Raw genomic sequence first — 22,034 nt, 5'->3', positions numbered from 1 at the left:
GTCAGTCCACGCGCTTCGCGCGTTCGAGCATGGCGTGCAGCAGGACGTTGCAGCCGGCCGTCAGGTGGTCGGGCTGCGCGTCCTCGATCTCGTTGTGGCTGATGCCGTCCTTGCAGGGCACGAAGATCATGCCGGCCGGTGCCAGCCGCGCGGCATAGATCGCGTCGTGGCCCGCGCCCGAGACCACATCCATGGTCGAGTAGCCGAGCCGTTCGGTCGCGCGGCGCACCGCATCCACGCAATCGGGGTGAAACGGGCAGGGCGGAAAGTACGACACGCGCTCGATCGTCACGCCCAACCCGGTCTCGCGCCCCGTGCGCTCGACAAAGGCGAGGATCTCGCCGTGCATGCGGTCGAGCAGTTCCCCGCTCACGTTGCGCAGGTCGATCGAGAACTTCACCTCGCCCGGAATCACGTTGCGGCTGTTCGGGTGCACCTGCACCATGCCGACCGTGCCGCGCCCGTAGGGCGGGTAGCGCAGCCCGATGGCCACCACCTCCTGCATGATCCGCGTCGCCACCTGCAGCGCGTCGCGGCGCAGGTGCATCGGCGTGGGGCCCGCATGCGCCTCCATGCCGGTGACGACGCAGTCGTACCACGAGAGGCCGAGCACCGCCGGCACCACGCCGATGACCTTGTCCGCATCTTCCAGCACCGGCCCTTGCTCGATGTGCGCCTCGAAGTAGGCGCCGATGGGGTGGTCGCCCGGCGTCTGGTCGCCGATGTAGCCGATGCGCGCCAGCTCCTCTTGCACCGTCTTGCCTTCGGTGTCCTTGGCCGCATAGGCGTGTTCCAGGCTGAAGGCGCCGCAGAACACGCCCGAGCCCATCATCACCGGCACGAAGCGCGAGCCTTCCTCATTCGTCCAGAACGCGACCTCGATGGGCGCCTCGGTGCGAATGCCCTGGTCGTTCAGCGTGCGCACCACCTCCAGCGCCGACAGCACGCCGTAGTTGCCGTCGAATTTGCCGCCGGTGGGCTGCGTGTCGATGTGGCTGCCCGACACGATGGGCGGTAGCGCGGGGTTGGTGCCTTCGCGGCGCATGAAGACGTTGCCGATCTTGTCGACGGTGATGCTCAGCCCCGCTTCCTTGCCCCACGACACCACGAGGTCGCGGCCCTGCTTGTCGAGGTCGGTCAGCGCCAGCCGCTTGACGCCGCCCTTGGGGGTGGCGCCGATGCGTGCCAGTTCCATCAGCGAGTTCCACAGGCGCCCGCCGTTGATCGTCAGCACCTGCGTGTCCACTGCTGCATTCATGTGTGACTCCTTGGGGGTTCAGCGCGCCACGGCCGTGGGCGCGTGCTGTTGCTTGAAGCGTTCGAGTGCGGTGAACATCGGTGCGAAGGGCGGGCGCTTGAGGTAGCGGCCGGTGCCCGGTTCGGCGCGCAGGTCGCCGTCGCGCCAGACCCAGCGGCCGGCACTGACCGTGTGCCTGGGCACGCCCGTGACTTGGCGGCCTTCGAAGATGTTGAAGTCGCTCTTCGAGTGCTGCGTCTTCACCGACAGGGTCTTGGTGGCCTTCGGGTCCCAGACCACGATGTCGGCGTCGGCACCGGGCTGGATCACGCCCTTGCGCGGGTACAGGTTGAACAGCTGCGCCGCGTTGGTGGAGGTGACGCGCACGAACTCCGACGGCGTGAGCCGGCCGGCGTTGACGCCCGCGTCCCACAGCACGGCCATGCGCTCTTCGACGCCGCCGCAGCCGTTGGGAATCTTCGTGAAGTCGTCGCGGCCTGCCGCCTTCTGCTCGGCGCAGAAGGTGCAATGGTCGGTGGCCGTGGTGTGCAGGTTGCCGCCCTGCAGGCCGCGCCACAGCATGGCTTGGTTCTCGCGCGAGCGGAAGGGCGGGCTCATCACGTGGGCGGCGGCGCGCGCGAAGTCGGGGTCGCGGTAGGCGCTCTCGTCGACCACGAGGTGACCGGCCAGCACCTCGCCGTACACGCGCTGGCCGCGCGCGCGGGCGCGGGCGATGGCGTCGAGTGCTTCGCCGCACGACACGTGCACCACGTAGATCGGCACGCCCAGCACGTCGGCGATGGCAATGGCGCGGTTGGCGGCCTCGGCCTCGACCATCGGCGGGCGCGACAGCGGATGGCCTTCAGGCCCGCGAATGCCCTGCGCCAGCAACTGCTGTTGAAGCATCGCGACCAGCTCGCCGTTCTCCGCGTGCACCGTCGGCATGGCGCCGAGCTCCAGCGAACGCTGGAAGCTCTTCACCAGGATCTCGTCGTCGGCCATGATCGCGTTCTTGTAGGCCATGAAGTGCTTGAAGCTGTTCACGCCGTGCTCGTGCACCAGCGTGCCCATGTCCTTGTGCACGCTGTCGTTCCACCAGGTCACGGCCACGTGAAAGCTGTAGTCGCCGGCGGATTTCTCGGCCCAGCCGCGCCACATGCGAAAGGCGTCCATCAGCGACTGCTGCGGGTCTGGAATCACGAAGTCGATGATGCTGGTGGTGCCGCCGGCCAGGCCCGCCGCCGTGCCGCTGAAGAAGTCGTCGGCCGCCACCGTGCCCATGAAGGGCAGCTGCATGTGGGTGTGCGGGTCGATGCCGCCGGGCATGACGTAGGCGCCGCCGGCATCGATCACCTCGGTGCCGGCCGGCACCTGCAGGTCGGTGCCGACCTGGAGGATCTTGTCCCCCTGGCAGAGCACGTCGGCACGGTGCTCGGCATCGGCGTTGACCACCGTGCCGCCGCGAATGAGTACGGTCATGGCGTGGGTTCCTTTTCTTTCTTGCTTCAACTGGGGTTCTTGAGGGGCGGGACCAGGCCCTGAAGCTGCGGCGCGCGCGCCTTCATCAGCCCCATGTAGACCACGGCCGACAGCACCACGCCGACGAACCAGGCGTAGGTGTAGATCGTCTTGAAGAACTCGGGCATCGACGGCACGGCCGACGGAAAGGCGGCGTTCAGGAAGCCGGGGATGTTCGGCAGCACGCCGACCACGAAGGCGACGATGGCCGCCATGTTCCAACCGTTGCCGTAGCTGTAGGCGCCGGTCTCGCGGTAGAGCGCCTCGACGTCCAGCTCCTTGCGGCGAATCAGGTAGTAGTCGGCAATCAGGATGCCCGCCACCGGCCCGAGCAGCGCCGAGTAGCCGATGAGCCAGGTGAAGATGTAGCCCTGCGTGGTCTCCAGCACCTTCCACGGCATCATCACGATGGCGATGCCGGCCGTGATGTAGCCGCCCGTGCGGTACGAGATCTTCTTCGGGTTCAGCGCCGAGAAATCGTAGGCCGGGCCCACGAGGTTGGCCGCCAGGTTCACGCTCACGGTGTCGATCAGCAGGATGATGAGCGCGAGCAGCACCGCGGCGCCGGTCATGCGGCTGGCCAGGTCCACCGGGTCCCACAGCGCCTTGCCGTAGATGACCACCGTGGCCGAGGTGACCATCACGGCCATCATCGCGAGCAGGCCCATGGGTGCGGGCAGGCCGATCACCTGGCCCACCACCTGGTCGCGCTGCGAGCGCGAGAAGCGCGTGAAGTCGGGGATGTTCAGCGCCAGCGTGGCCCAGAAGCCCACCATGGCCGTGAGCGATGGCCAGAACACGGCCCAGAACATGCCGGCCTTCTTGCCGCCGGCCTCGAACTGCGAAGGCTGGTCGAAGATCGGGCCCAGGCCGCCCGCGCGCTGCACGGCCCAGTAGAGCAGGGCGACGCACACGATGATCTTCAGCGGCGCGGTGTAGGTTTCGAGCCGGCGGATCGACTCGATGCCGTGCACCACGAAGTACAGCTGGATGGCCCAGAAGATCAGGAAGCACACCAGCTGCGCGCCGTTGATGCCGAGCATCGGCAGCTTGTCGCCGCCCAGCGGCTGGCCCATGAGTACGCCGACGAGCGTGTAGATCATCTGGCCGCCGAACCAGGTCTGGATGCCGTACCAGCCGCAGGCCACGATGGCGCGCAGCAGCGCCGGCAACCGCGCCCCGCGCGTGCCGAACGAGGCGCGCGCCATCACCGCGTAGGGAATGCCGTACTTCGCGCCGGCGTGGCCGATGAGCAGCATCGGCACCAGCACGATGGCGTTGCCGAGGAACACGGTCAGCACCGCCTGCCCCCACGACATGCCGCCTTCGATCAGGCTGGCCGCCAGCATGTAGGCGGGGATGCACATCACCATGCCCACCCAGAGCGCGGCGAAGTGGTACCAGCGCCACGTTCGCTGCGCCAGCGTGGTGGGCGCCAGGTCCTCGTTCCAGAGGTTTGCGGCGGGTGCGCCGCCGTGCTGTGGGGTCGTCATGTGGGTTTTCTCCTGCACGTGTGTCGTGCGTCTGGCCGTGTGGTCGTTCCCCTCCCGCCGCCGCCCGGTCTGCGCCGGGCTTGGTCATTCACTTGCTCACTCACTCACTCGCTTGTTCGATATCCCGTTCAGGCGGGGCTGCCGGTGCGCATCGGGTTGTTGGGGTGCGTGGTCCAGTTGGCGTAGTGGCCGACCACCGGGTGGCCGGTGCGCGCGTCCGTCTCGCCGGCCTTCAGCGTGCGCATCGACAGCGCGCCGGGCACCGGGCAGATCGACACGCACAGGTTGCAGCCGACGCACTCTTCTTCCTTCACTTCGAAGAAGCGCATGCCGTCTTTCGTGGCGCTGATGGCCTGGTGCGAGGTGTCTTCGCACACCACGTGGCAGCGGCCGCACTGGATGCACAGGTCCTGGTGGATCACGGCCTTGTCGACGTGGTTCAGGTTGAGCTGCTGCCAGTCGGTGATGCTGCCGATCGCGCGGCCGCGCATCTGCTCCAGGTTGGCGTAGCCCTTCTGGTCCATGAAGTTCGACAGGCCGTCGCACAGGTCCTGCACGATCTTGAAGCCGTAGACCATGGCGGCGGTGCACACCTGCACCGAGCCGCTGCCCAGCGCGATGAACTCGGCCGCGTCGCGCCAGGTCGAGACGCCGCCGATGCCCGAGATGGGCAGGCCCGCCGTCTGCGGATCGCGTGCGATCTCGGCCACCATGTGCAGCGCGATCGGCTTGGCGCCCGGGCCGCAGTAGCCGCCGTGCGAGCCCTTGCCGTCGGTGTGCGGAAACATCGCCATCGCGTCCAGGTCGACGCCCATGATCGAGTTGATGGTGTTGATGAGGCTCACCGCGTCGGCGCCGCCCTTCTTCGCGGCGCGCGCGGCGGGCCGGATGTCCGCCACGTTGGGCGTGAGCTTCACGATCACCGGCAGCTTCGAGTAGTGCTTGCACCATTCGGCCACCATCTGGATGTACTCGGGCACCTGGCCCACGGCCGCGCCCATGCCGCGTTCGCTCATGCCGTGCGGGCAGCCGAAGTTCAGCTCGATGCCGTCGCAGCCCGTGTCTTCGACCCTCGGCAGGATGTTCTTCCAGGCCTCTTCGGTGCACGGCACCATGATCGACGCCACCAGCGCGCGGTCGGGCCAGTTGCGCTTGACGCGCGTCATCTCTTCCAGGTTGGTGCGCAGCGGCCGGTCGGAGATCAGCTCGATGTTGTTGAAGCCCGTCACGCGGCGGTCGGCCGCATACGACACGGCATAGCGCGGGCCGTGCACGTTGACCACGTTCGGGTCTTCGCCCACGGTCTTCCAGACCACGCCGCCCCAGCCGGCCTCGAAGGCGCGGACCACGTTGATCTCCTTGTCGGTCGGCGGCGCCGAGGCCAGCCAGAAGGGGTTGGGGCTGCGGATGCCCACGAAGTCGATGCTCAGGTCTGCCATGTGAATTGCTCCTGTCGCGCCACGGCGTGCTCGGATGAGAGGTAAAAAGGAAGAGAGGGCGCCGTCGCGTCAGGCGGCGCGCAGGTGGCGGTCGATGGACAGCGCGGCCTGCTTGCCGTCTTCCACCGCCTCGACCGTGAGGTCGCGCCCGCCGAAGCGCGCGTCGCCGCCGGCCCAGACCTTCGGGAGCGAGCTGCGGCATTCCGCATCGGTGCTGATGCGCCCGCCCTGCAGCTGCACGCCGCTGTCTTCCAGCGCCGTCGCGACAAAGCTCTGGCCGATGGCGCACAGCACCATGTCGGCCTGCAGCGCGAGGGCTTCACCCGTCTCAACCAGCTTGCCGTCGACCAGCGCGGTGCGTGCGAAGTCGATGCCGCGCAGCACGCCGCCCTTGGCGCGCAGGGCCTTGGGCGCGGCCCAGTGGATGATGCGCACGCCGTTCTCCTTGGCCCAGCTCTGCTCGTCGACCGAGGCGCCCATGGCCTCGGCGCCACGGCGGTAGACGATGCTCACGTCTTCCGCGCCGAGCTTGCGCGACTGCACGGCCGCATCTACCGCGGTCATGCCGCCGCCGATCACCACCACGTGGCGGCCGATGGCCACGTCGGCCGGCGAGGCGGCCTGGCGCAGTTCGGCGATGAAGTCCACCGCATCGCGCACGCCGGTCTGCTCGCCCAGGCCCAGCGTGTTCACGCCGGCCAGGCCCAGGCCCAGGAACACCGCGTCGTAGTCGGCGGCGAGCGCATCGAGGTGCAACTCGCGGCCCAGTGCCTGGTTGTTGTGCACCTCGATGCCGCCGACCGACAGCAGCCACTCGATCTCGCGTTGCGCGAAGTCGTTCACCGTCTTGTAGCTGGCGAGGCCGTATTCGTTCAGGCCGCCGAGCTTGGGGCGCGCGTCGAACAGCGTCACCTGGTGGCCCAGCACCGCGAGGCGGTGCGCGCAGGCCAGGCCGGCCGGGCCCGCGCCGACGACGGCAATGCGCTTGCCCGTGTCGGCCGCGCGCACGAACAGCGGGGCGCCGGGCGCGTCGAAGAAGGCATCGGTCGCGTGGCGCTGCAGCAGGCCGATCTCGACCGGCTTGCTCTCGTTGCTGTTGCGCACGCAGGCCTGCTCGCACAGCACCTCGGTCGGGCAGACGCGGGCGCACATGCCGCCCAGCGGGTTCTCTTCGAGGATGGTGCGCGCCGCGCCGCGCAGGTTGCCGTCGGCGATGCGGCGGATGAAGGTCGGGATGTCGATGCCGGTGGGGCAGGCCGTCTGGCAGGGCGCGTCGAAACAGTAGTAGCAGCGCTCGGCCTCGATGTTGGCCTGCACCACGTTCAGCGGCGGGTGGGCGTCGCAGAAGTTCTTGGCGTACTGCGCGGGGTCGAGACGGCCGGCGCGCACATCGGAGGCAATGTGCGCGCTGGGCGCGACGGGATTCATCGTGCTGCTCATGGGCTTTCAAGCTCCAGGTCGTGGTGGGGTAACCGTGTGCGACATGAGAGAGCGAGCCCTCATGAAGTTTGACCAAGTGGTCGAATGTCGCGATGATTCAGCAAACGAGGGGTGCCGCCCATACACAGTTGGCGCGGCGAACGAGAAAGTGTTTGCCGCTGTCGACCATGCTGTTTGGTGCACTCCCCAGCACAGTTGCCCAGGGCAAACCCTGTCCAGACAGGCCGCATGCGTTTCTCAAGGAGACCCGGTGATGCAGAGTTCAAGCAACGCGTCGGCGCTGCGCCAACCGGCGCCCGCCGGTGCCGGTTGGATGCAGGGCCTGATGGGCGACATGGACGAGGCCGCGCCCGGCCTCGGGCTGGCGCAGCGCCTCGTGGTGGGCGTCGAGTTGCGCGTCATCGACGGGCGCCTCGCACCCGGCACCAAGATGCCTTCGGTGCGCGCGCTGGCCGGCAAGCTGGGCATCAGCACCTTCACCGTCACCGAGTCGTACAGCGCCTTGCGCGCGCGCTCGGTGCTGGCCTCGCGGCCGGGCAGCGGCTACTACGTGCTGCATCGGCCTTCGCGCTTGGCACCCGACGACGCCGATGCGGTGCCGCGCATGACCGACACCGCCACGGCCCACGACCGCCCGCCACCCGCCGAATACCGGGGCGACGACCTGGTGCGCGAAGCCATGCGCCGCGTGGCCCGCTCGGCCCCCGAATGGGACAGCGGCACGCGCCAGGGTTTCGGCCTGCCGCGCCTGCGCGAGCTGATCGCCGCGCGCCATCGCGCCGAGCTGCCTGCGCTGGGCCCGCAGCAGGTCATGACGGCAGCGGGCAGCCTGGGCGCCACGATGTGTTTGCTGCAGGCCTGGACCGAGCCCGGCGACGCGGTGCTGGTCGAGTCGCCCGCACCGCGCCAGCTGCGCAGCCTGATCCGCACGCTGGGCCGTCGCATGCTCGAAGTGCCACGGCGCGGCGGTTGCCTCGACATCGCCGCGCTCGACAACCATGCCGCGCTGCTGCCCACCGAGAGCCGGCAGCGCCTGCTGTTCCTGTCGACGGCAGTTTCCAATCCGCTGGGCGTGTGCATGAGCCCGCAGGGCGCGCACCAGGCGCTGCAGGCGGCCGAGCGGCACGACCTGCGCGTGATCGAGCTCGACACCTGGCGCGGGCTCTCGCCGTTGCAGGCGCCCAGCCTTGCCGCGATGGACGGGCTGCAGCGCGTGGCGCAGGTCGGTGGCGTGTCGACCACGCTCTCGGCCAAGCTGCGGCTTGCACATGTGCTGCTGCCGCAGCATTGGGTCGAGGATGCGGCCTTGCGCTGCCTGCACACCACGCTCGGGCCGAGCGAGTTCGAGGAGCGCGTGGCCTGCGAGGTGCTGGCCGATGCCGGTTATCCGCGCTTCCTGCAGAAGCTCAACACCGCGCTGAAGATCGCCGGTGAGCGCACGCTGTCGCGGTTGACCGGCGCGGGCCTGCAGGCGCTGTGCGTGCCCGATGGCGGTCCCTTTCTCTGCGCAGGCTGGCCGCCCGGCTGTGAGCCTCGTCCATCGAGCGATGCGGTGCTGCAGGAGGCGCGCAAGCAGGGCCTGCCGCTCGCGGCCGCGACCGATTTCGGCGACATGCCGCAGCCCTTTGCCTGGTATCGCTTCAACGTCGCGCACTGCGGCGACGAGCGACTGGTGCGCTTCCTGGCGCGGATGAAGAACCCATGAGTGCTGCGCCCCCCCTGCGAACTGCGGCGCGTCCTCCCGCCGTGAAGCGCCAGGCCCGCCGCCAGAACCTCGAGAGCGCCATCCTCGCGGTGGCGCAGGAGCGCTTTGCCCTGCACGGCTATGGCGGCGTGTCGGTCGACGACATCGCGGCCGACGCGGGCATCTCCAAGCAGAGCCTGCTGTACTACTTCCCCTCGAAGAAGGCGCTGTACAGCCGCGTGTTCAACGACGTGCTCGACTCGTGGCTGTCGAATCTCAACAGCCTGGCCGACGCCGACCTCGACCCGCATGCCGCGCTGGAGCGCTACGTCACGCAGAAGCTGCAGTTCTCGTACGACCACCCTTCGGGCTCGCGGCTGTTCGCGCAGGAAATCATTTCGCAGGCGCCGCAATGCGCCGACGACATCGAGGCCAAGCTGGTACCGGCCTTCCGCGCCGAAGCGGCCGTGCTGAACCGCTGGATGGCGAACGGCGACGTGGCGCCGCTGCCCGTGCCGCACCTGCTGTTCACGCTGTGGGCCATGACGCAGACCTACGCCGACTTCGCCTGGCAGATGCGCATGCTGCTCGGCAAGCAGGCGCTGGAGCCGGCCGACTTCGACCTGGCCCGCGAGACCATCCTGCGGATGCTCGAAGGCGCGCTGGGGCTGAAGCGGCCCGCCACCTCGGCGGTGGTGACGAGCGGGCACGCTGCGCTGCCTCCCGTGGAAAAAGCCGGGAAGGAGCGGGCCTAGTCGCGCGTCTCGAGCACCATCGACACCTCGACCACGCCACCGCGAGGCAGTGACGCGACGCCCACGGTGGTGCGAACCGGCAGTGGGGCATCGGGGAAGATCCGTTGAAGGGCCGCCGAGGCCGCGTCCATCACCTGGGCGTGGTCCCTGAAGCCGCCGCAAGCCTGGAGATAGCCGTTCAGTGCCACGACGCGAACGACGCGCGAGAGGCTGCCGAGTTCGTCCTGTGCCGCGCGCAGCAGGGCGCCGACAGCCGCCACTGCGGCCCGCTGACCGCGCGGCACATCGTCGGGGCCTTCGAGCCGGCCTGTGATCACCTGGCCGTTCTCGCGCGCCACCACGCCGCTCGTGTGCAGCAGACTGCCGGCCCTCGCGAATGTGGCGTAAGTACCCGATGGCTTGGCCCGCGCCACTTCAGGTGGGCACAGCTGGTCGAGCAAGAAATCTTCGGGCTGCGCATCGCAGGCCTCGCCGCCGACCCAGCAGCCTTCCTGCGTGTTCGCATCCCATGGCAATCCCACGTGGATCGCGGAGGGCGAACCCATTGCTTCTCCTTGCCGCACGGTCACCGACAGCGCGTCGTGGCCGACCAGCCCAAGGTGGCGCAGGCCCCAGGCCAGCGCCGCGGCGGCGATGCCCGTGGCGGCGTCTTCCGGGTAGCCGGAAGATTTGGGAAATTGCCGCGCGCTGACCGTGTCGGTCTCGTCCCGTGACATGGCATAGGGATACAGCCCGGTGGACCCGAGACGTTCGCACAGCGATTCGACGCGTGCGAAGTCGACGCGCAAGGCGTGCAGCTGCGCGGTGTCGGCCAGGCGAACCAGCGTCTTGACCCGGCTGGTGGCGGCGTTGAGCACCGGCCCCACGATCTGCCCGACCTCGATGCCCAGGCACTGCGCGAGGTCTTCGACCAGCCGCTGTTGCGTCACCTCTTCCACCGTGGCGCGCGGCTGGCTGACCTGCACCGTGCCATCGACGCGCCGGCCCGTGACGGTGCCGCTGAGCGTTTCGATCGCGACGGGCGCACCATCCCATTCGCCGCGCCGGTGCAGCAGCCACAGCGCGCCGACCGTGGCGTGGCCGCACATTTCCATCTCGTGCTTGGGCACGAAGTAGCGCATGCGCAGCCGGTGCGCCGGTGTGGTCGACTTCAGCACGAAGACGGACTCATGGCCGCTGAGCCGGGTGTGCTCCTGCATCTGTGCGGTGGAGAGCGCGTCGGCATCGAGCCAGACGGGCGCGGGGTTGCCGCCGACGGATGGATCGGGGCCGACGAACACGCGGATGTTCCGGCAACCGGGCGCAGAAAAAATCGCAGCCATCGTCAATCAGCCCTCGCGTTGACCGAGCGCGCGATGCCGCCCCAGAGCTTGATGTCGCCGCGGATCTGTTCCTCGAACACCTCGGGTCGCACGCTCCACGGCGTCACGCCCTTGGCCAGCATGTCGGTGCGCAGGGCCGGGTCTTTCATCGCGGTGTCGAGCGCGGCGCGCAGGCGCTGCACCACCGGCTGCGGCGTGGCGGCCGGTGCCATCAGGCCATACCAGAGCTGCGGCTTGAAGTCCTTGATGCCGGCTGCCTCGAAAGTCGGCAGGTCGGCGAAACCCGCCGACGGTTCACTGATGGCCAGCGCCCGCATGCGTCCGCCGCGCACCTGCGCCAGCAGAGCGGGCGGGTTGTCGAACAGTGCCTGGATCTGGCCTGCCATCAGGTCGGCCTGCGCGGGCGCGGCACCGCGGTAGGGCACGTGCGTCATCTCGATGCCGGTGCGCTGCTTGAAGAGTTCGCCCGCCAGGTGGCTCAGGCTGCCGTTGCCGATGCTGCCGTAGTTGAGCGCCTGCGGGTTGGCCTTGGCGTAGCCGACGAAGTCCTTCACCGTGCGCGCCGCCAGCGCGGGCGTGACCACCAGCACGAAAGGCGTGGTGCCGATGGTGCCGATCGGCACCAGGTCCTTGAGGGGGTCGTACGGGAGCTTGGGGTACACCGCATCGGCCGAGGCGATGGTGGTCGTGGTGCTGGCCACCAGCGTGTAGCCGTCGGGGTTCGCCTTCGCGCCGAAGCCCGTGCCCACGGTGCCGCCCGCGCCCGAGCGGTTGTCGATGATGACCGACACACCGAGCGCAGCCTGCAGCCGCAGCTGCACCGAACGGAAGATCACGTCCGTTCCGCCGCCGGCGGGGAAGGGTACGATGATGGTGATCGGCTTCACCGGGTAGGCCGGATCGGAGGCCGACCACGAGGCGGTCGGCCCGTACAGGGCACCGGCGGCGGCCAGGCCCAGGAGCGCGCGGCGCAGAGGTTGAGTAGTCATGGGGTCTTCTTGCAGGAGTGGTCCTTCCGATTCTGTGGAGCGCGCGCCAACGCGTGCGCCCGATTGCGACATGCGCGGCTTCGAATGCGACAAGGAATGGCCATGCCACTGACTTCCAGCCACCCGCCGCCCCGCCAATCGCTGTTCGTCGAACGGCTGTCTCACCAGGCGACGATGGTCGCCAACACCCGCGACTACTACGCCACCGACGCGCACGTGCACGATTGCGACATGCTGTTCGTGCCCATCGCAGGCCGCTTCAGCGTGGGCGATGCGCAGGGCGAGGCGCAGCGCCTCGGGCCCGGCCACTTCGTCTGGTTCGCGGCGGGCAGCGCGCATTCGACGACCACGCTCACCGCCGGCCAGAGCCATGTCGCGGTCTACGTCGATCCGGCGCTGTGGGCCACGGCCTTGCAGGCGCAGGGCGTCGTGCGGCCCCCGCAAGGCATGCGCGCGGGCAGCACCGCGCTGGGCGCCTTGTCGCAGCGGATGTTCGAATCGACCCGCGCGGGCGACAGCGAGAACTACGTGCTGTGCGGCGCGCTCGTGATGGAGGCCGCGCGCCTGAGCGCCAACCCGTTGTCGGAGGGCGACGCCTCGCCGGCGCTGTGGGTGGCCGAGCTGCTGGCCGAAACGATGCTGCGCGATCTGGCGCAGCCCCTGTCGCTCGACGCCTTCGCGCAACAGCACCGGCTGTCGCGCCGGCAGGTGGAGCGGATCTTTCGCGCGAAGCACGGCATCTCGCCGCTGGAGTTCCTGCAGCGCCAGCGCATCGAACGGGCCGTGTACCTGTTGCAGACCACGCGGGACTCGGTGCTGTCCATCGCGCTGCAGGTCGGCTGGGAGTCGGCCTCCTATCTTTCGCGGATGCTGGAGAAGACCTGGGCGAAGACGGCGACGCAAATTCGCGCGGCAGCCCCTCGAAAAAACTAGCCTGGCCGCTCAGGCCGGCGGCGGCGCTTCCCACGCGAAGCCCACGCCGTACACCGACCGAATCCAGTCGTGCGCGGGCGTCACCGCGCCGAGCTTGCGGCGCAGGTTCTTCACGTGGCTGTCGATGGCGCGCTCGGTCACGTCCACCGTGTCGTCGTAGGCCAGCTCCAGCAGACGGGCGCGCGAGAAGATGCGGCCCGGGTGCCGCGACAGCACCTGCAGCAGCCCGAACTCGCGGCGCGTGAGGTTCAGTGGCGTGCCGTCGAGCGAGGCGCGCCAGTGCACGTCGTCGAGTACGAGGCCCGGCGTGTCGCCCGGCGCGACCTGCACCGCCACGGCCGGCGCGGTGCGGCGCAGCACGGCGCGCACGCGCGCCACCAACTCGCGCGGCGAGAAGGGCTTGCACACGTAGTCGTCGGCGCCCAGCTCCAGGCCGAGCAGGCGGTCGACCTCTTCGATGCGCGCGGTGAGCATGATGATCGGATGGGCCGTGTGCTCGCGCGCGCGGCGCAGCACCTCGATGCCGTCGAGGCGCGGCAGCATGATGTCGAGCAGCGTCAGGTCGGGCGGCGCGGCGACGATGCGCTCGAGCGCGCTCTGCCCGTCGGCGAAATGTTCGGTGTCGTAGCCGGCGTGGCGCAGGTAGTCCTGCACCACGGAGGCGATGTCGAGCTCGTCCTCGACGATCACGATGCGTGTCATGCGGAGGCCGCCAGGGGAAGGGTGATCGTCATGCGCAGGCCGCCCAGCGGCGAGGGCGCCGCCTCGATGCTGCCGCCGTGCGCCTCGATGGTCGCGCGGCAGATCGACAGGCCCAGGCCCGAGCCGCCCAGCGCGCGGCTGCGCGAGGTCTCGCCGCGGAACAGGCGGTCGAAGAGGCGCGGAATCTCTTCCTCGGGCACGCCCGGCGCGCTGTCGTCGAACACCAGCGTGAGGCAATGGCCGGTCCATGCGCCTTCGACGCTCACGCCGATGCGCAGCTGGCCGCCGGCATCGGTGTAGGCCAGCGTGTTCTCCAGCAGGTTCATGAAGACCTGGTGCAGCCGGTGCGCGTCGCCGTCGATCACCGGCTGGGCCGAGGCGGCGATGCGGTCGAGGGCGTCGCGGTCGAGCGCGATGCCGCGCTGCGCGAAGCGGTCGCGCGTGTGGTCGAGCGCCTCCTTCAGCAGCGACAGCGGGTACACCGGCGCCTTCAGCAGGTCGCTCTGGGGCTCGCGCATGCTGCTGCGCAGGTCGTCGACCAGCTGGCCGAGGCGGATCACCTGGCGGTGCATGCGCAGCGCGGTGCGTTCGTCGAAGGTGCGCACGCCGTCCTGCAGCGCCTCGATCTCCGCGCGCATGGCGGCCAGCGGCGTGCGCAGCTCGTGCGCTGCGTCGGCCAGCCAGGCGCGGCGCGAGGCCTCGGCCGTGTCCAGGCGCTGCGCCATGTCGTTGAAGGTCTTGCCCAGCAGCGCGAGCTCGTCCGAGCCGTGGACCGCGACGCGCGTCGAGAGCCGTCCGCGCGCCACGTCCTGTGCGGCCTGCGTGAGCGCGTCGATCGGCTGGAACCAGCGGCGCGCCAGCAGCCACGACAGCACCAGCGCAAAGGCCAGGCCGCACAGCCCGGTGAGCGCGATCACGCCGGACTGCCGGGCGAGGAAGGCGCGGTCGGCCTCGCTCTCCAGGCCCTGCATCGGCGCGAGCGCGAGGTAGCCGACGACGGTGCGCCCGTGGCGGATCGGCCGGCGCGCGGCGTTCTCCGGGTCGATGGTCGCGCCGACCACGAGCGCGCCGTGCGCGTCGAGCACGGCGAGGCGGCGAAAGATCGAGTCGGGCGGGCCGGCCAGGCCGGGGAAGAAGCCCGGCGGCGGCATCAGGAAGCGGCGGGGCAGCAGGTCGAGCTGCGGCGGCGGGGGCGAGGCGGTGGACGAGAGCCCGCTGGACGGTTCTGCCGGCGGCGCGCCGTCGCCCTGTGTGCCGGGCGCACGGCGCTCGTACCAGGGCGGCAGCCGCCGGTCGTCGGGCGTGGCGGCGCCGTCGATCACCATGGCCGACTGGCCCAGCTGCAGGCGGTGCCAGGCGTCGTCGTTGTCGCGCAGTTTCTTCCAGTCGCCATTGGCGGTGTAGTGCTTCAGCAGGAGCTGCGAGAGCCAGTCCATGCGGCGGATCTCGATCTCGGCCACATAGGCGCCCAGGCCCCGCTGCAGCGCGACGATCGAGAAGCCCACGAAGCTCAGCAGCAGCACGATCAGCAGGGCGGCCAGGGCCAGGAAGATCTTGCGGGAGAGGGTCAGGCGCGGCATGGGCTCGGCGGCGGAGGCATGGCCGCATTCTGCGGCATGCGTTTCGGGGACGGGGATGGCATGGGCAAGCCGCCGATCATGGCGGCCGATTGGGGAGGAATCTGGGAGACGCGTCCTTGCGTGCCTCTCCCACATTTCTCCCGATTCGGATCGCACGATGCCCGGCATGACACCGGACACGCATCGCGCCCCTTCCACCTCCGCCTTCCGCGCACTGGCCGCCGCCGCGCTCGCCTGGGCCCCGCCGGGGCACGCCGCGCCGCCGTCCACGCCCCCGGGCGACACCGACATCGACCTGCTGCTGTTCCTGCTGGCGGCGCTGTTCTGGGGCGTCGCGCATGTGTGGACGCTGCTCGTGGTCTGGGCCGAGGCCCGGGCTTCGGGCGTGCGCGCGCCTGCCAGGAAGGAGGCCGCCCATGGCCGGTGAAGCGATCGGGCGCCGGGGCCTGCTGGCTGCGATCGGCGCGGCCGGGCTGGCCGCGTCCGCCCCCGAGGCCGCCGCAGCGCAGAAGCTCCCGCTGACCGCCCAGACCACCGAGGGCCCGTACTACCTGGACCTCGCGAACTTTCGCACCGACCTGACCGACGGCCGCGAGGGCGTGCCGCTCGATGTGCGCCTGCGCGTGCTCGATGCCGCCGGGCGGCCGCTGCGCGGCCTGCGCACCGACCTGTGGCACTGCGACGCGCAGGGCAACTACTCGGGCTTCGGCGGGCAGGGCGACGACCGCACGCGCGGCTTCGAGGGCCAGGCCTTCCTGCGCGGCAGCCAGCGCACCGACCGCGACGGCCAGGCCACGTTCGCCACGCTCTACCCGGGCTGGTACGCGGGGCGCACCACGCACATCCACGTCAAGGTGCACCACCGCGAGCGCGCCGTGCTCACGACGCAGTTCTTCTTGCCCGATGCGCTCAGCGAGTTCCTCTACACGCAGGTCTCCAGCTACCAGCGCGCGCGGCTGCGCGACACGCTCAACAGCGCCGACGGCATCGCATTGCGGGCCGGTGACACGGTGCTGGGCGCGGTGCGCGAGGAGGGCCGGCGCTACGTCGCGCTGCTCACGCTGGTGGTCGACCCCGCCGCGCGCCCGGTGACCGAGCGCCCGCCGCCGCCCGGCAGCGGCCCCATGCCGGCGGGCGGCGTGCGGCCGTTGCGGCCGCGCACGCCCGAGGGCCTCGCCCGCATCCGCGCGCTGGTGCCGCCGCGCACGGAAGGCTGAGCGGTGTTGCGCATGCCGCTCCCGTCTGCTGCATCTGCCGATTGGCGGATGACGCCGCGCGCCGCGATGCGCGCGCTGGCGCACACCTGCGCGGGCTGTCTTGCGTTCTGCAGCCTGGCGTTGGGCATCAGCGTCGCCGCACGCGGCGCCTGCGCGGAGGCACGGCAGGCCGAGGCGCGCAACTCCCGCCTGGCGACGCTCGCGCCGATCATGCAAAGGGGCAGCGAAGGCCGCACGCCGCGCGGCCACGGCGCATGCAAGGCCAGGCCCGCCCTCAGCCCGGTCGCTGCGCGAAGCTGAACCCCACGCCGTAGACCGAGCGGATCCAGCCGTGCGAGGGCGACACGGCCGCGAGCTTGCGCCGCAGGTTCTTGATGTGCCCGTCGACCGCGCGCTCGTTCACGTCCAGCGCCTCGGGGAAGGCCGCTTCGAGCAGTCTGGCGCGCGTGAACACACGCCCCGGTTCGCGCGACAGCGCACGCAGCAACAGCAGCTCGCGGCGCGTGAGCGCCAGGGCCCGGCCCTCCAGCCAGGCATGGCCCATCGCGCTGTCGAAGGCCACCGCCGGCGAGGCCATGCCCACGCTCAGGTCGGGCGGCGCGCGCCGGCGCAGCACCGTGTGCACGCGCGCCACCACCTCGCGCGGCGAGAAGGGCTTGCAGACATAGTCGTCGGCGCCCAGGTCGAAGCCGCGCAGCCGGTCGGCCTCGTGCGCGCGCGCCGTCAGCACGATGATCGGGTGGTCGCTGCGTGCGCGCACCTGCGCGATCACCTGCAGCCCGTCGATGCGCGGCAGCACCACGTCGAGCAGCGTGAGCGCCGGCGGCGCGTGCAGGATGCGCTCGAGCGCGGCGGCGCCGTCGCCCAGTTGCTCCACCTCGTGGCCCGCGCGCTGCAGCGGGCCCAGCAGCAACGACGCAATGTCGCGTCCGTCTTCCACCAGCAGGATGCGGCTCATGGCGCGTGCGGGCCGGTTCAGAAGGACGTGCCGATCTGGAACTGGAAGCGCTGCGTGCGGTCGGCCGCGATGCCGTTGGCCGTGTCCTCCTTCTGGTAGACGATCGGCACCGCATACGCCAGGCGCAGCGGACCCAGCGGCGAGATCCAGCTGATGCCAAGCCCGGCCGACGCGCGCAGGCGGTTCTGCGCCTTCCACTGCGCGTCGGTCATGCTGGCCGTGCGCTCGGCGAACACGTTGCCCGCGTCGAAGAAGGTGTAAAGCCGCAGCGACTTGTCATTGCCCGCGCCGGGGAAGGGCGTGGTCAGCTCCATGTTGAAGATCGCCTTGCGCGTGCCGCCCAGCGAACCGCCGGTGACCGCGTCGGTCGGGCCCAGCGAGTTCTGCTCGAAGCCGCGGATCGAGCCCAGCCCGCCCGCGTAGAAGTTCTTGAAGATCGGGAAGCTGCTGCCGCCCTGCGCCTTCGCATAGCCGAGCTGGCCGTTGAAGGCCAGCGTGTACTGCTTGGACAGTGGCACGTACTGCTGGTACTGGTAGTTCGTCTTCAGGTAGCGCAGTTCGCTGCCCACGCCCAGCTCGAGGTTGGCGCTCTGCAGGCGCCCGCGCGTGGGCACCAGGGCGCTGTCGCGGTCGTCGCGCGACCAGCCCACGGTGGCCGGGATGCCCACCACGTTCCTGCCCGCGCACACCACGCTCGGCGCGGTGCCGGTGCACTGGAAGTAGTCGAGGTAGGCCTGCGGCGTGGCCGTGTAGACATACGAGCCGTTGACCAGCGTGTACGAACCGTTGGTGCCCGGCGTGAACGCATAACGTTCGACGCCGATGCCCAGGTACACCGTGTCCAGCTCGTTCACCGGCAGCCCGAAGCGCACCGAGCCGCCGTCGCTCGCGAGCTTGTAGTTGCCGTCGGCCTCGTAGTAGGGCCGCGTGGTGGTGTGGAACAGGTTGAAGGTGCGCGAGATGCCGTCCTTCGTGAAGTACGGGTCGGTGGCCGTGAGCGACACCGAGCGGTTGTACGAGCTGGTGTTGACCTGCAGCCCCAGGTAGTTGCCCGAGCCGAACACGTTCTCCTGCGTGATGCCGAAGCTCAGCGAGATCTTGTCGGTCGACGAGTAGCCCGCGCCCAGCTGCAGCGAGCCCGTGGGCTTCTCGGCCACGGTGACGTTCAGGTCGACCTGGTCGTTGCTGCCCGGCACTTCGGCGGTCTCGACGTTCACCTCGGTGAAGAAGCCCAGCCGGTCGACGCGGTCGCGCGACAGCCTGATCTTCGTGCCGTCGTACCAGGCGCCTCCGTACTGGCGGAACTCGCGCCGGATCACCTCGTCGCGCGTGCGCGCATTGCCGCCGATGTTCAGCCGCCGCACATAGGCACGCCGCCCGGGCTCGGCGTTCAGCACCATCACGACGCGGCGCCGGGTGCGGTCGATCTCGGGCTCGGCCTTCACGCGCGCGAAGGCGTAGCCGAAGGTGCCGAAGTGGTCGGCAAAGGCTTTGGTGGTGGCCGCCACGTCCTCGCCGTTGTAGGGCGCGCCGGGGCGCACGGTGACGAGCGACTTGAACTCGTCCTCGCGCCCCAGGTAGTTGCCCGCCAGCTTCACGCCGGCCACCGCGAACTTCTCGCCCTCGCTGATGTTCACCGTGAGCTCCAGCGTCTGCCGGTCCGCCGAGATCGCGACCTGCGTCGACTCGATGCGGAACTCGAGGTACCCGCGCGTCAGGTAGAACGAGCGCAGCGTTTCCAGGTCGGCGTCGAACTTGCTGCGCGCGTACTGGTTCGACTTCGTGTACCAGGCCAGCCAGCCACCGCTGTCCTGGTCGAACAGGTCGAGCAGCGTGCGTTCGTCGAAAGCCTGCTGGCCCACCACGCGCACCCGCGTGATGCGCGCCGGCTCGCCCTCGGTCACGCTGAACGTGAGGTTGACGCGGTTGCGCTCCAGCGGCGTGACCGTGGTGACCACCTGCGCGTTGTAGAGGCTGCGGCCGATGTACTGGCGCTTGAGCTCCTGCTCCGCGCGGTCGGCCAGCGCCTTGTCGTACGGCCGGCCTTCGGCCAGCCCGATGTCGCGCAGCGCCTTCTGCAGCGCCGCCTTGTCGAACTCCTTGGTGTCCGCGAAGTCGACATCGGCCACGGTGGGGCGTTCTTCGACGATGACCACGAGCACCTGGCCGTTCACGTCGATGCGCACGTCCTTGAAGAGCCCCAGGTCGAACAGCGCGCGAATGGCTGCGCTGCCGCGGTCGTCGCTGTACGTGTCGCCGGCCTTCAGGCCGAGGGTCGCGAACACCGTGCCCGCTTCGACGCGCTGCAGGCCTTCGAGGCGGATGTCCTGCACGGTGAACGGGTCGGCGGCCTGTGCCGGGCAGGCCACCATCGCGAGGCACAGCGCGGCAAGGGCCGCGAGGGACTTGGGAGGAATCATCATCACCGCATGGTCTTCACCAATGTCGGAGGAATGTGGGACGCCCTCCCGCGCGCAGGGCCGGTTGGTGAGCAGTCGTTACTGCAACCCCATCGCGTTCACCGCCGGCCACGCCACCGCAGACCGTTCCATCCGTTCGCGGCAGTTCTGCGCATGCGTCTCCAGCGACAGGTCGCCCTGGATCTCCAGCAGCCGCTGCACCGTGCGATCGACCGCCTGCGCGTCGAGCAGCGGGTACGTGCGCGCCGTGCGCCCGTTGTTGCGCACCAGGCGCGCGATGTACGGCAGGTCCTGCTGCGTGATCACTGCAGCCGGCATCACGCCTTCGAGCTCCACGCCTTCGCACGGCAGCAGCACGAAGTACTGCAGCCGCAGGTCGTCGGGCAGCAGGCTGCGCAACTGCGTCGTCTTGCGCCCGCCCTGCCAGGCCGGGTCTTTCACCTCGCGCGCCCGCGTGCAGCCATGCAGCCGCAGGAACCAGCGCGGCGGCGCCTCGTCGGACTTCTTGCGATAGACGAACGCGTTGCGCCAGGCCTTGATCTCGAACAGGTACACCCCCGTCTCGCACACGATCACCGCATCGATGCGCGCCGTGGGCACCGCGCAACCGGAGGGCATCGGGATGATGAGGTTGCGAAGAATGCGCAGATGCGAAAACGCCGGACTGAACGCCGTGGCGAGCTGCTGCACCCCGAGCGACGCGGCGACCGCGCTTTGCTGCAGAACAATGGTCATGTCGAACTCCTTCGGAGCCCCGAGCATTGCCGGGCTTTTAGGAGACTTCTGGTAAACGAGGCAGAGCCCGTCTGCCTTCACGGGCCGAGCGAAGCGATGGCCCGCCCGGTATCCAAAGCCCTTCTGTATGCGCCGAGGAGCGCAGCGTTTCGCGGATCAGGGCTCGCCCTTGTTTGAGCGAAGCGAGTTTGGGCGAGACCCCGCGAAACGTGAGCACCGCAGGTTGCCCGCAGCGAAGCGGAGGGACGCAGACAGCAGGGTCGCCTTTCTTTGCTTACTTTCTTTGGCGAAGCAAAGAAAGTGAGTCGCCCGCCGGGGCGAGACCCGGCCTCAGCCCCCCAAACGACTAACCCTCGATCTTCCCCAACCGAGACTCCCGCAGCCGGCTAGGCGCCAAAGCCCCAGCCGATTCAAGAATCGGATAAGCAATCGAACAGATATGCGAATTGATCCGCTTCAAATCGCTGATCAGATCGATGTGCAGAGAACTCGTCTCGATGCTCAAAGTAGTCCGATCCGACAACCGATCCAGATGGGTTGTTGCATAGGCCCGCTCCAGATCGCGGAACCGTGCCTTCTCTTCCAGCAGCTTCTGTGCGTCGCGCACGTTGCCGTTCAAGAACACACTCATGCTCAACCGAAGATTGGCAACCAGCCGCTGGTGCAACTCGACGATCTCCGCCATCCCCGCTTCCGAGAAGTTGCGCTGCGGCTTGATCTTCTTGTCCTCGATATCGATGATCACCCGCTCGATGATGTCCCCGATCTGCTCCATGTTGATCGTGAAGCTGATGATGTCCGTCCACCGCCGGCTTTCCTCCTCGCCCAGCGCCTCGCGCGAGATGCGCGTCATGTAGTACTTGATCGCCGAGTACAGCTCGTCCACCGTGTCGTCGAGTTGCCGCAGCTCCTGCGCCAGCCGCAGGTCGTTGTTGCGGATCACGTCGAGCGTGCCGATGAGCATGGTCTCCACGATGTCCGCCTGGTGCAGCGCCTCGCGCGCCGCGTTCGAAATGGCGAGCGAAGGCGTCGACAGCGCCGAGGGATCGAGGTGGTGCGGCCGGCTCGTGCCCACCGGCTGCGGCGGCACGGGCAGCATGCGCGTCACCAGCTTGGCGACCCACTGCGTGAGGCCGATGAAGCCGACGCTGATCACGATGTTGAACGCCAGGTGGAACAGCACCACGCCATGCGTCTGGTTCGGCAGCTGGGGCTGCACGTAGCGCACCCACAGCCCCACGAACGGCGTGACCAGCGCCACGCCCAGCGCCTTGAACAGCAGGTTGCCCACCGTCACCTGCCGCACCGACACGGCCGAGCGCGCCGTGGTCAGCACCGCCAGCAGGCCGCTGCCGAGGTTGGCACCGAGCACCAGGCCCAGCGCCACGTCGAGTGGCACCACGTTCGAGCTCGCCATGGCCGCCACCAGCAGCACCACCGCCAGGCTTGAATAGGCCACGATGGCGAGCGCGGCGCCCAGCGTGATCTCCAGCAGCACGTCGCTGGTGATGGACGCCAGCAGCGCCCGCACGGCCGGCGACGAGAACAGCGGCTCGGTGGCCGCCACCACCAGCTGCAGCGCCAGCAGCATCAGCCCCAGCCCGATCAGCAC

General features: G+C 69.5%; 19 protein-coding genes. 6 read left to right on the top strand and 13 right to left on the bottom strand.

The window, feature by feature from the left end:
- Nucleotide 1: 1 nt before the first annotated feature.
- The 5 genes from AC07Y4_RS22370 to AC07Y4_RS22350 all read right to left on the bottom strand — a co-directional run bounded on the left by AC07Y4_RS22370 (nt 2) and on the right by AC07Y4_RS22350 (nt 7,127).
- Entirely contained in the window at nt 2-1,258 is a 1,257-nt protein-coding gene (locus tag AC07Y4_RS22370; protein WP_495275140.1) for a Zn-dependent hydrolase, read from the bottom strand.
- 18 nt (nt 1,259-1,276) lie between these two features.
- On the bottom strand, nt 1,277-2,716 hold the full coding sequence (hydA, locus tag AC07Y4_RS22365) for a dihydropyrimidinase (protein ID WP_495275139.1): 1,440 nt from the start codon (nt 2,714-2,716) through the stop codon (nt 1,277-1,279).
- Nucleotides 2,717-2,742: 26 nt separating this feature from the next.
- Nucleotides 2,743-4,248, bottom strand: a complete 1,506-nt coding sequence (locus tag AC07Y4_RS22360; protein ID WP_070062110.1) for an NCS1 family nucleobase:cation symporter-1 — start codon at nt 4,246-4,248, stop codon at nt 2,743-2,745.
- 128 nt (nt 4,249-4,376) lie between these two features.
- The gene (preA, locus tag AC07Y4_RS22355; RefSeq protein ID WP_495275138.1) at nt 4,377-5,687 is read right to left on the bottom strand and encodes an NAD-dependent dihydropyrimidine dehydrogenase subunit PreA; all 1,311 of its coding nucleotides are present in this window, start codon (nt 5,685-5,687) and stop codon (nt 4,377-4,379) included.
- 69 nt (nt 5,688-5,756) lie between these two features.
- The gene (locus AC07Y4_RS22350) at nt 5,757-7,127 is read right to left on the bottom strand and encodes an NAD(P)-dependent oxidoreductase (protein ID WP_495275137.1); all 1,371 of its coding nucleotides are present in this window, start codon (nt 7,125-7,127) and stop codon (nt 5,757-5,759) included.
- A gap of 253 nt (nt 7,128-7,380) precedes the next feature.
- On the opposite strand from AC07Y4_RS22350, the gene AC07Y4_RS22345 reads away from it, so the two are divergent.
- Together AC07Y4_RS22345 and AC07Y4_RS22340 are read left to right on the top strand one after the other, a co-directional pair.
- Nucleotides 7,381-8,832 (top strand): aminotransferase-like domain-containing protein, encoded by a 1,452-nt coding sequence (locus tag AC07Y4_RS22345; RefSeq protein WP_495275136.1) that lies wholly within the window; start codon nt 7,381-7,383, stop codon nt 8,830-8,832.
- A complete protein-coding gene (locus AC07Y4_RS22340; protein ID WP_139702566.1) occupies nt 8,829-9,566 on the top strand; it encodes a TetR family transcriptional regulator C-terminal domain-containing protein in 738 nt (245 codons plus the stop codon). The genes AC07Y4_RS22345 and AC07Y4_RS22340 overlap by 4 nt, the downstream gene beginning before the upstream one ends.
- Here AC07Y4_RS22340 and AC07Y4_RS22335 read toward each other — a convergent pair.
- Together AC07Y4_RS22335 and AC07Y4_RS22330 are read right to left on the bottom strand one after the other, a co-directional pair.
- Entirely contained in the window at nt 9,563-10,888 is a 1,326-nt protein-coding gene (locus tag AC07Y4_RS22335) for a PhzF family phenazine biosynthesis isomerase (protein ID WP_495275135.1), read from the bottom strand. The two genes, AC07Y4_RS22340 and AC07Y4_RS22335, sit on opposite strands and share 4 nt — an antisense overlap.
- A 2-nt stretch (nt 10,889-10,890) precedes the next feature.
- On the bottom strand, nt 10,891-11,877 hold the full coding sequence (locus tag AC07Y4_RS22330) for a Bug family tripartite tricarboxylate transporter substrate binding protein (RefSeq protein WP_159273090.1): 987 nt from the start codon (nt 11,875-11,877) through the stop codon (nt 10,891-10,893).
- Between the two features lie 102 nt (nt 11,878-11,979).
- On the opposite strand from AC07Y4_RS22330, the gene AC07Y4_RS22325 reads away from it, so the two are divergent.
- Complete coding sequence (locus tag AC07Y4_RS22325) at nt 11,980-12,810, top strand: helix-turn-helix domain-containing protein (protein WP_495275134.1); 831 nt, start codon at nt 11,980-11,982, stop codon at nt 12,808-12,810.
- A gap of 9 nt (nt 12,811-12,819) precedes the next feature.
- On the opposite strand, the gene AC07Y4_RS22320 is transcribed toward AC07Y4_RS22325, so the two are convergent.
- Both AC07Y4_RS22320 and AC07Y4_RS22315 read right to left on the bottom strand, forming a co-directional pair.
- Nucleotides 12,820-13,512 carry a response regulator gene (locus AC07Y4_RS22320; RefSeq protein ID WP_495275133.1) on the bottom strand — a complete coding sequence of 231 codons (693 nt, stop codon included), beginning with the start codon at nt 13,510-13,512 and terminating at the stop codon, nt 12,820-12,822.
- The gene (locus AC07Y4_RS22315) at nt 13,509-15,092 is read right to left on the bottom strand and encodes an ATP-binding protein (RefSeq protein WP_495275132.1); all 1,584 of its coding nucleotides are present in this window, start codon (nt 15,090-15,092) and stop codon (nt 13,509-13,511) included. Before AC07Y4_RS22315 ends, AC07Y4_RS22320 begins: the two co-directional genes overlap by 4 nt.
- 166 nt (nt 15,093-15,258) lie before the next feature.
- Between AC07Y4_RS22315 and AC07Y4_RS22310 the strand changes: the two genes are divergently transcribed.
- From AC07Y4_RS22310 to AC07Y4_RS22300, 3 genes are read left to right on the top strand one after another with little or no spacing between them, the layout of a single operon-like run.
- The gene (locus tag AC07Y4_RS22310; RefSeq protein WP_495275131.1) at nt 15,259-15,519 is read left to right on the top strand and encodes a hypothetical protein; all 261 of its coding nucleotides are present in this window, start codon (nt 15,259-15,261) and stop codon (nt 15,517-15,519) included.
- The gene (locus AC07Y4_RS22305; RefSeq protein ID WP_495275130.1) at nt 15,509-16,309 is read left to right on the top strand and encodes a dioxygenase family protein; all 801 of its coding nucleotides are present in this window, start codon (nt 15,509-15,511) and stop codon (nt 16,307-16,309) included. The genes AC07Y4_RS22310 and AC07Y4_RS22305 overlap by 11 nt, the downstream gene beginning before the upstream one ends.
- Before the next feature lie 48 nt (nt 16,310-16,357).
- Nucleotides 16,358-16,609 carry a hypothetical protein gene (locus tag AC07Y4_RS22300; RefSeq protein WP_495275129.1) on the top strand — a complete coding sequence of 84 codons (252 nt, stop codon included), beginning with the start codon at nt 16,358-16,360 and terminating at the stop codon, nt 16,607-16,609.
- Here the strand turns inward: AC07Y4_RS22300 and AC07Y4_RS22295 are convergent.
- From AC07Y4_RS22295 to AC07Y4_RS22280, 4 genes are all read right to left on the bottom strand, one after another.
- A complete protein-coding gene (locus tag AC07Y4_RS22295) occupies nt 16,584-17,267 on the bottom strand; it encodes a response regulator (protein WP_159273096.1) in 684 nt (227 codons plus the stop codon). The genes AC07Y4_RS22300 and AC07Y4_RS22295 overlap by 26 nt on opposite strands.
- Nucleotides 17,268-17,284: 17 nt before the next feature.
- Entirely contained in the window at nt 17,285-19,639 is a 2,355-nt protein-coding gene (gene bamA, locus AC07Y4_RS22290; RefSeq protein ID WP_495275145.1) for an outer membrane protein assembly factor BamA, read from the bottom strand.
- Nucleotides 19,640-19,765: 126 nt separating this feature from the next.
- Complete coding sequence (locus tag AC07Y4_RS22285) at nt 19,766-20,422, bottom strand: nuclease-related domain-containing protein (RefSeq protein WP_495275128.1); 657 nt, start codon at nt 20,420-20,422, stop codon at nt 19,766-19,768.
- 346 nt (nt 20,423-20,768) lie between these two features.
- Nucleotides 20,769-22,034, bottom strand: a 1,266-nt coding sequence (locus tag AC07Y4_RS22280) for a Na/Pi cotransporter family protein (protein ID WP_495275127.1), incomplete at its 5' end; no start/stop codon positions are given.

It is taken from the genome of Variovorax sp. GW460-12-1-14-LB1 (assembly GCF_059423605.1).
The sequence above is the reverse complement of the archived record's forward strand: the minus strand, read 5'-3'. Positions and strand labels throughout refer to the sequence as shown.

What these genes read in the sequence shown, in the direction of transcription:
- AC07Y4_RS22370 (WP_495275140.1), bottom strand. Translation starts at nt 1,258, where the DNA reads ATGAATGCAGCAGTGGACACGCAGGTGCTGACGATCAACGGCGGGCGC.
- hydA (WP_495275139.1), bottom strand. Translation starts at nt 2,716, where the DNA reads ATGACCGTACTCATTCGCGGCGGCACGGTGGTCAACGCCGATGCCGAG.
- AC07Y4_RS22360 (WP_070062110.1), bottom strand. Translation starts at nt 4,248, where the DNA reads ATGACGACCCCACAGCACGGCGGCGCACCCGCCGCAAACCTCTGGAAC.
- preA (WP_495275138.1), bottom strand. Translation starts at nt 5,687, where the DNA reads ATGGCAGACCTGAGCATCGACTTCGTGGGCATCCGCAGCCCCAACCCC.
- AC07Y4_RS22350 (WP_495275137.1), bottom strand. Translation starts at nt 7,127, where the DNA reads ATGAGCAGCACGATGAATCCCGTCGCGCCCAGCGCGCACATTGCCTCC.
- AC07Y4_RS22345 (WP_495275136.1), top strand. Translation starts at nt 7,381, where the DNA reads ATGCAGAGTTCAAGCAACGCGTCGGCGCTGCGCCAACCGGCGCCCGCC.
- AC07Y4_RS22340 (WP_139702566.1), top strand. Translation starts at nt 8,829, where the DNA reads ATGAGTGCTGCGCCCCCCCTGCGAACTGCGGCGCGTCCTCCCGCCGTG.
- AC07Y4_RS22335 (WP_495275135.1), bottom strand. Translation starts at nt 10,888, where the DNA reads ATGGCTGCGATTTTTTCTGCGCCCGGTTGCCGGAACATCCGCGTGTTC.
- AC07Y4_RS22330 (WP_159273090.1), bottom strand. Translation starts at nt 11,877, where the DNA reads ATGACTACTCAACCTCTGCGCCGCGCGCTCCTGGGCCTGGCCGCCGCC.
- AC07Y4_RS22325 (WP_495275134.1), top strand. Translation starts at nt 11,980, where the DNA reads ATGCCACTGACTTCCAGCCACCCGCCGCCCCGCCAATCGCTGTTCGTC.
- AC07Y4_RS22320 (WP_495275133.1), bottom strand. Translation starts at nt 13,512, where the DNA reads ATGACACGCATCGTGATCGTCGAGGACGAGCTCGACATCGCCTCCGTG.
- AC07Y4_RS22315 (WP_495275132.1), bottom strand. Translation starts at nt 15,092, where the DNA reads ATGCCGCGCCTGACCCTCTCCCGCAAGATCTTCCTGGCCCTGGCCGCC.
- AC07Y4_RS22310 (WP_495275131.1), top strand. Translation starts at nt 15,259, where the DNA reads ATGACACCGGACACGCATCGCGCCCCTTCCACCTCCGCCTTCCGCGCA.
- AC07Y4_RS22305 (WP_495275130.1), top strand. Translation starts at nt 15,509, where the DNA reads ATGGCCGGTGAAGCGATCGGGCGCCGGGGCCTGCTGGCTGCGATCGGC.
- AC07Y4_RS22300 (WP_495275129.1), top strand. Translation starts at nt 16,358, where the DNA reads ATGACGCCGCGCGCCGCGATGCGCGCGCTGGCGCACACCTGCGCGGGC.
- AC07Y4_RS22295 (WP_159273096.1), bottom strand. Translation starts at nt 17,267, where the DNA reads ATGAGCCGCATCCTGCTGGTGGAAGACGGACGCGACATTGCGTCGTTG.
- bamA (WP_495275145.1), bottom strand. Translation starts at nt 19,639, where the DNA reads ATGGTGGCCTGCCCGGCACAGGCCGCCGACCCGTTCACCGTGCAGGAC.
- AC07Y4_RS22285 (WP_495275128.1), bottom strand. Translation starts at nt 20,422, where the DNA reads ATGACCATTGTTCTGCAGCAAAGCGCGGTCGCCGCGTCGCTCGGGGTG.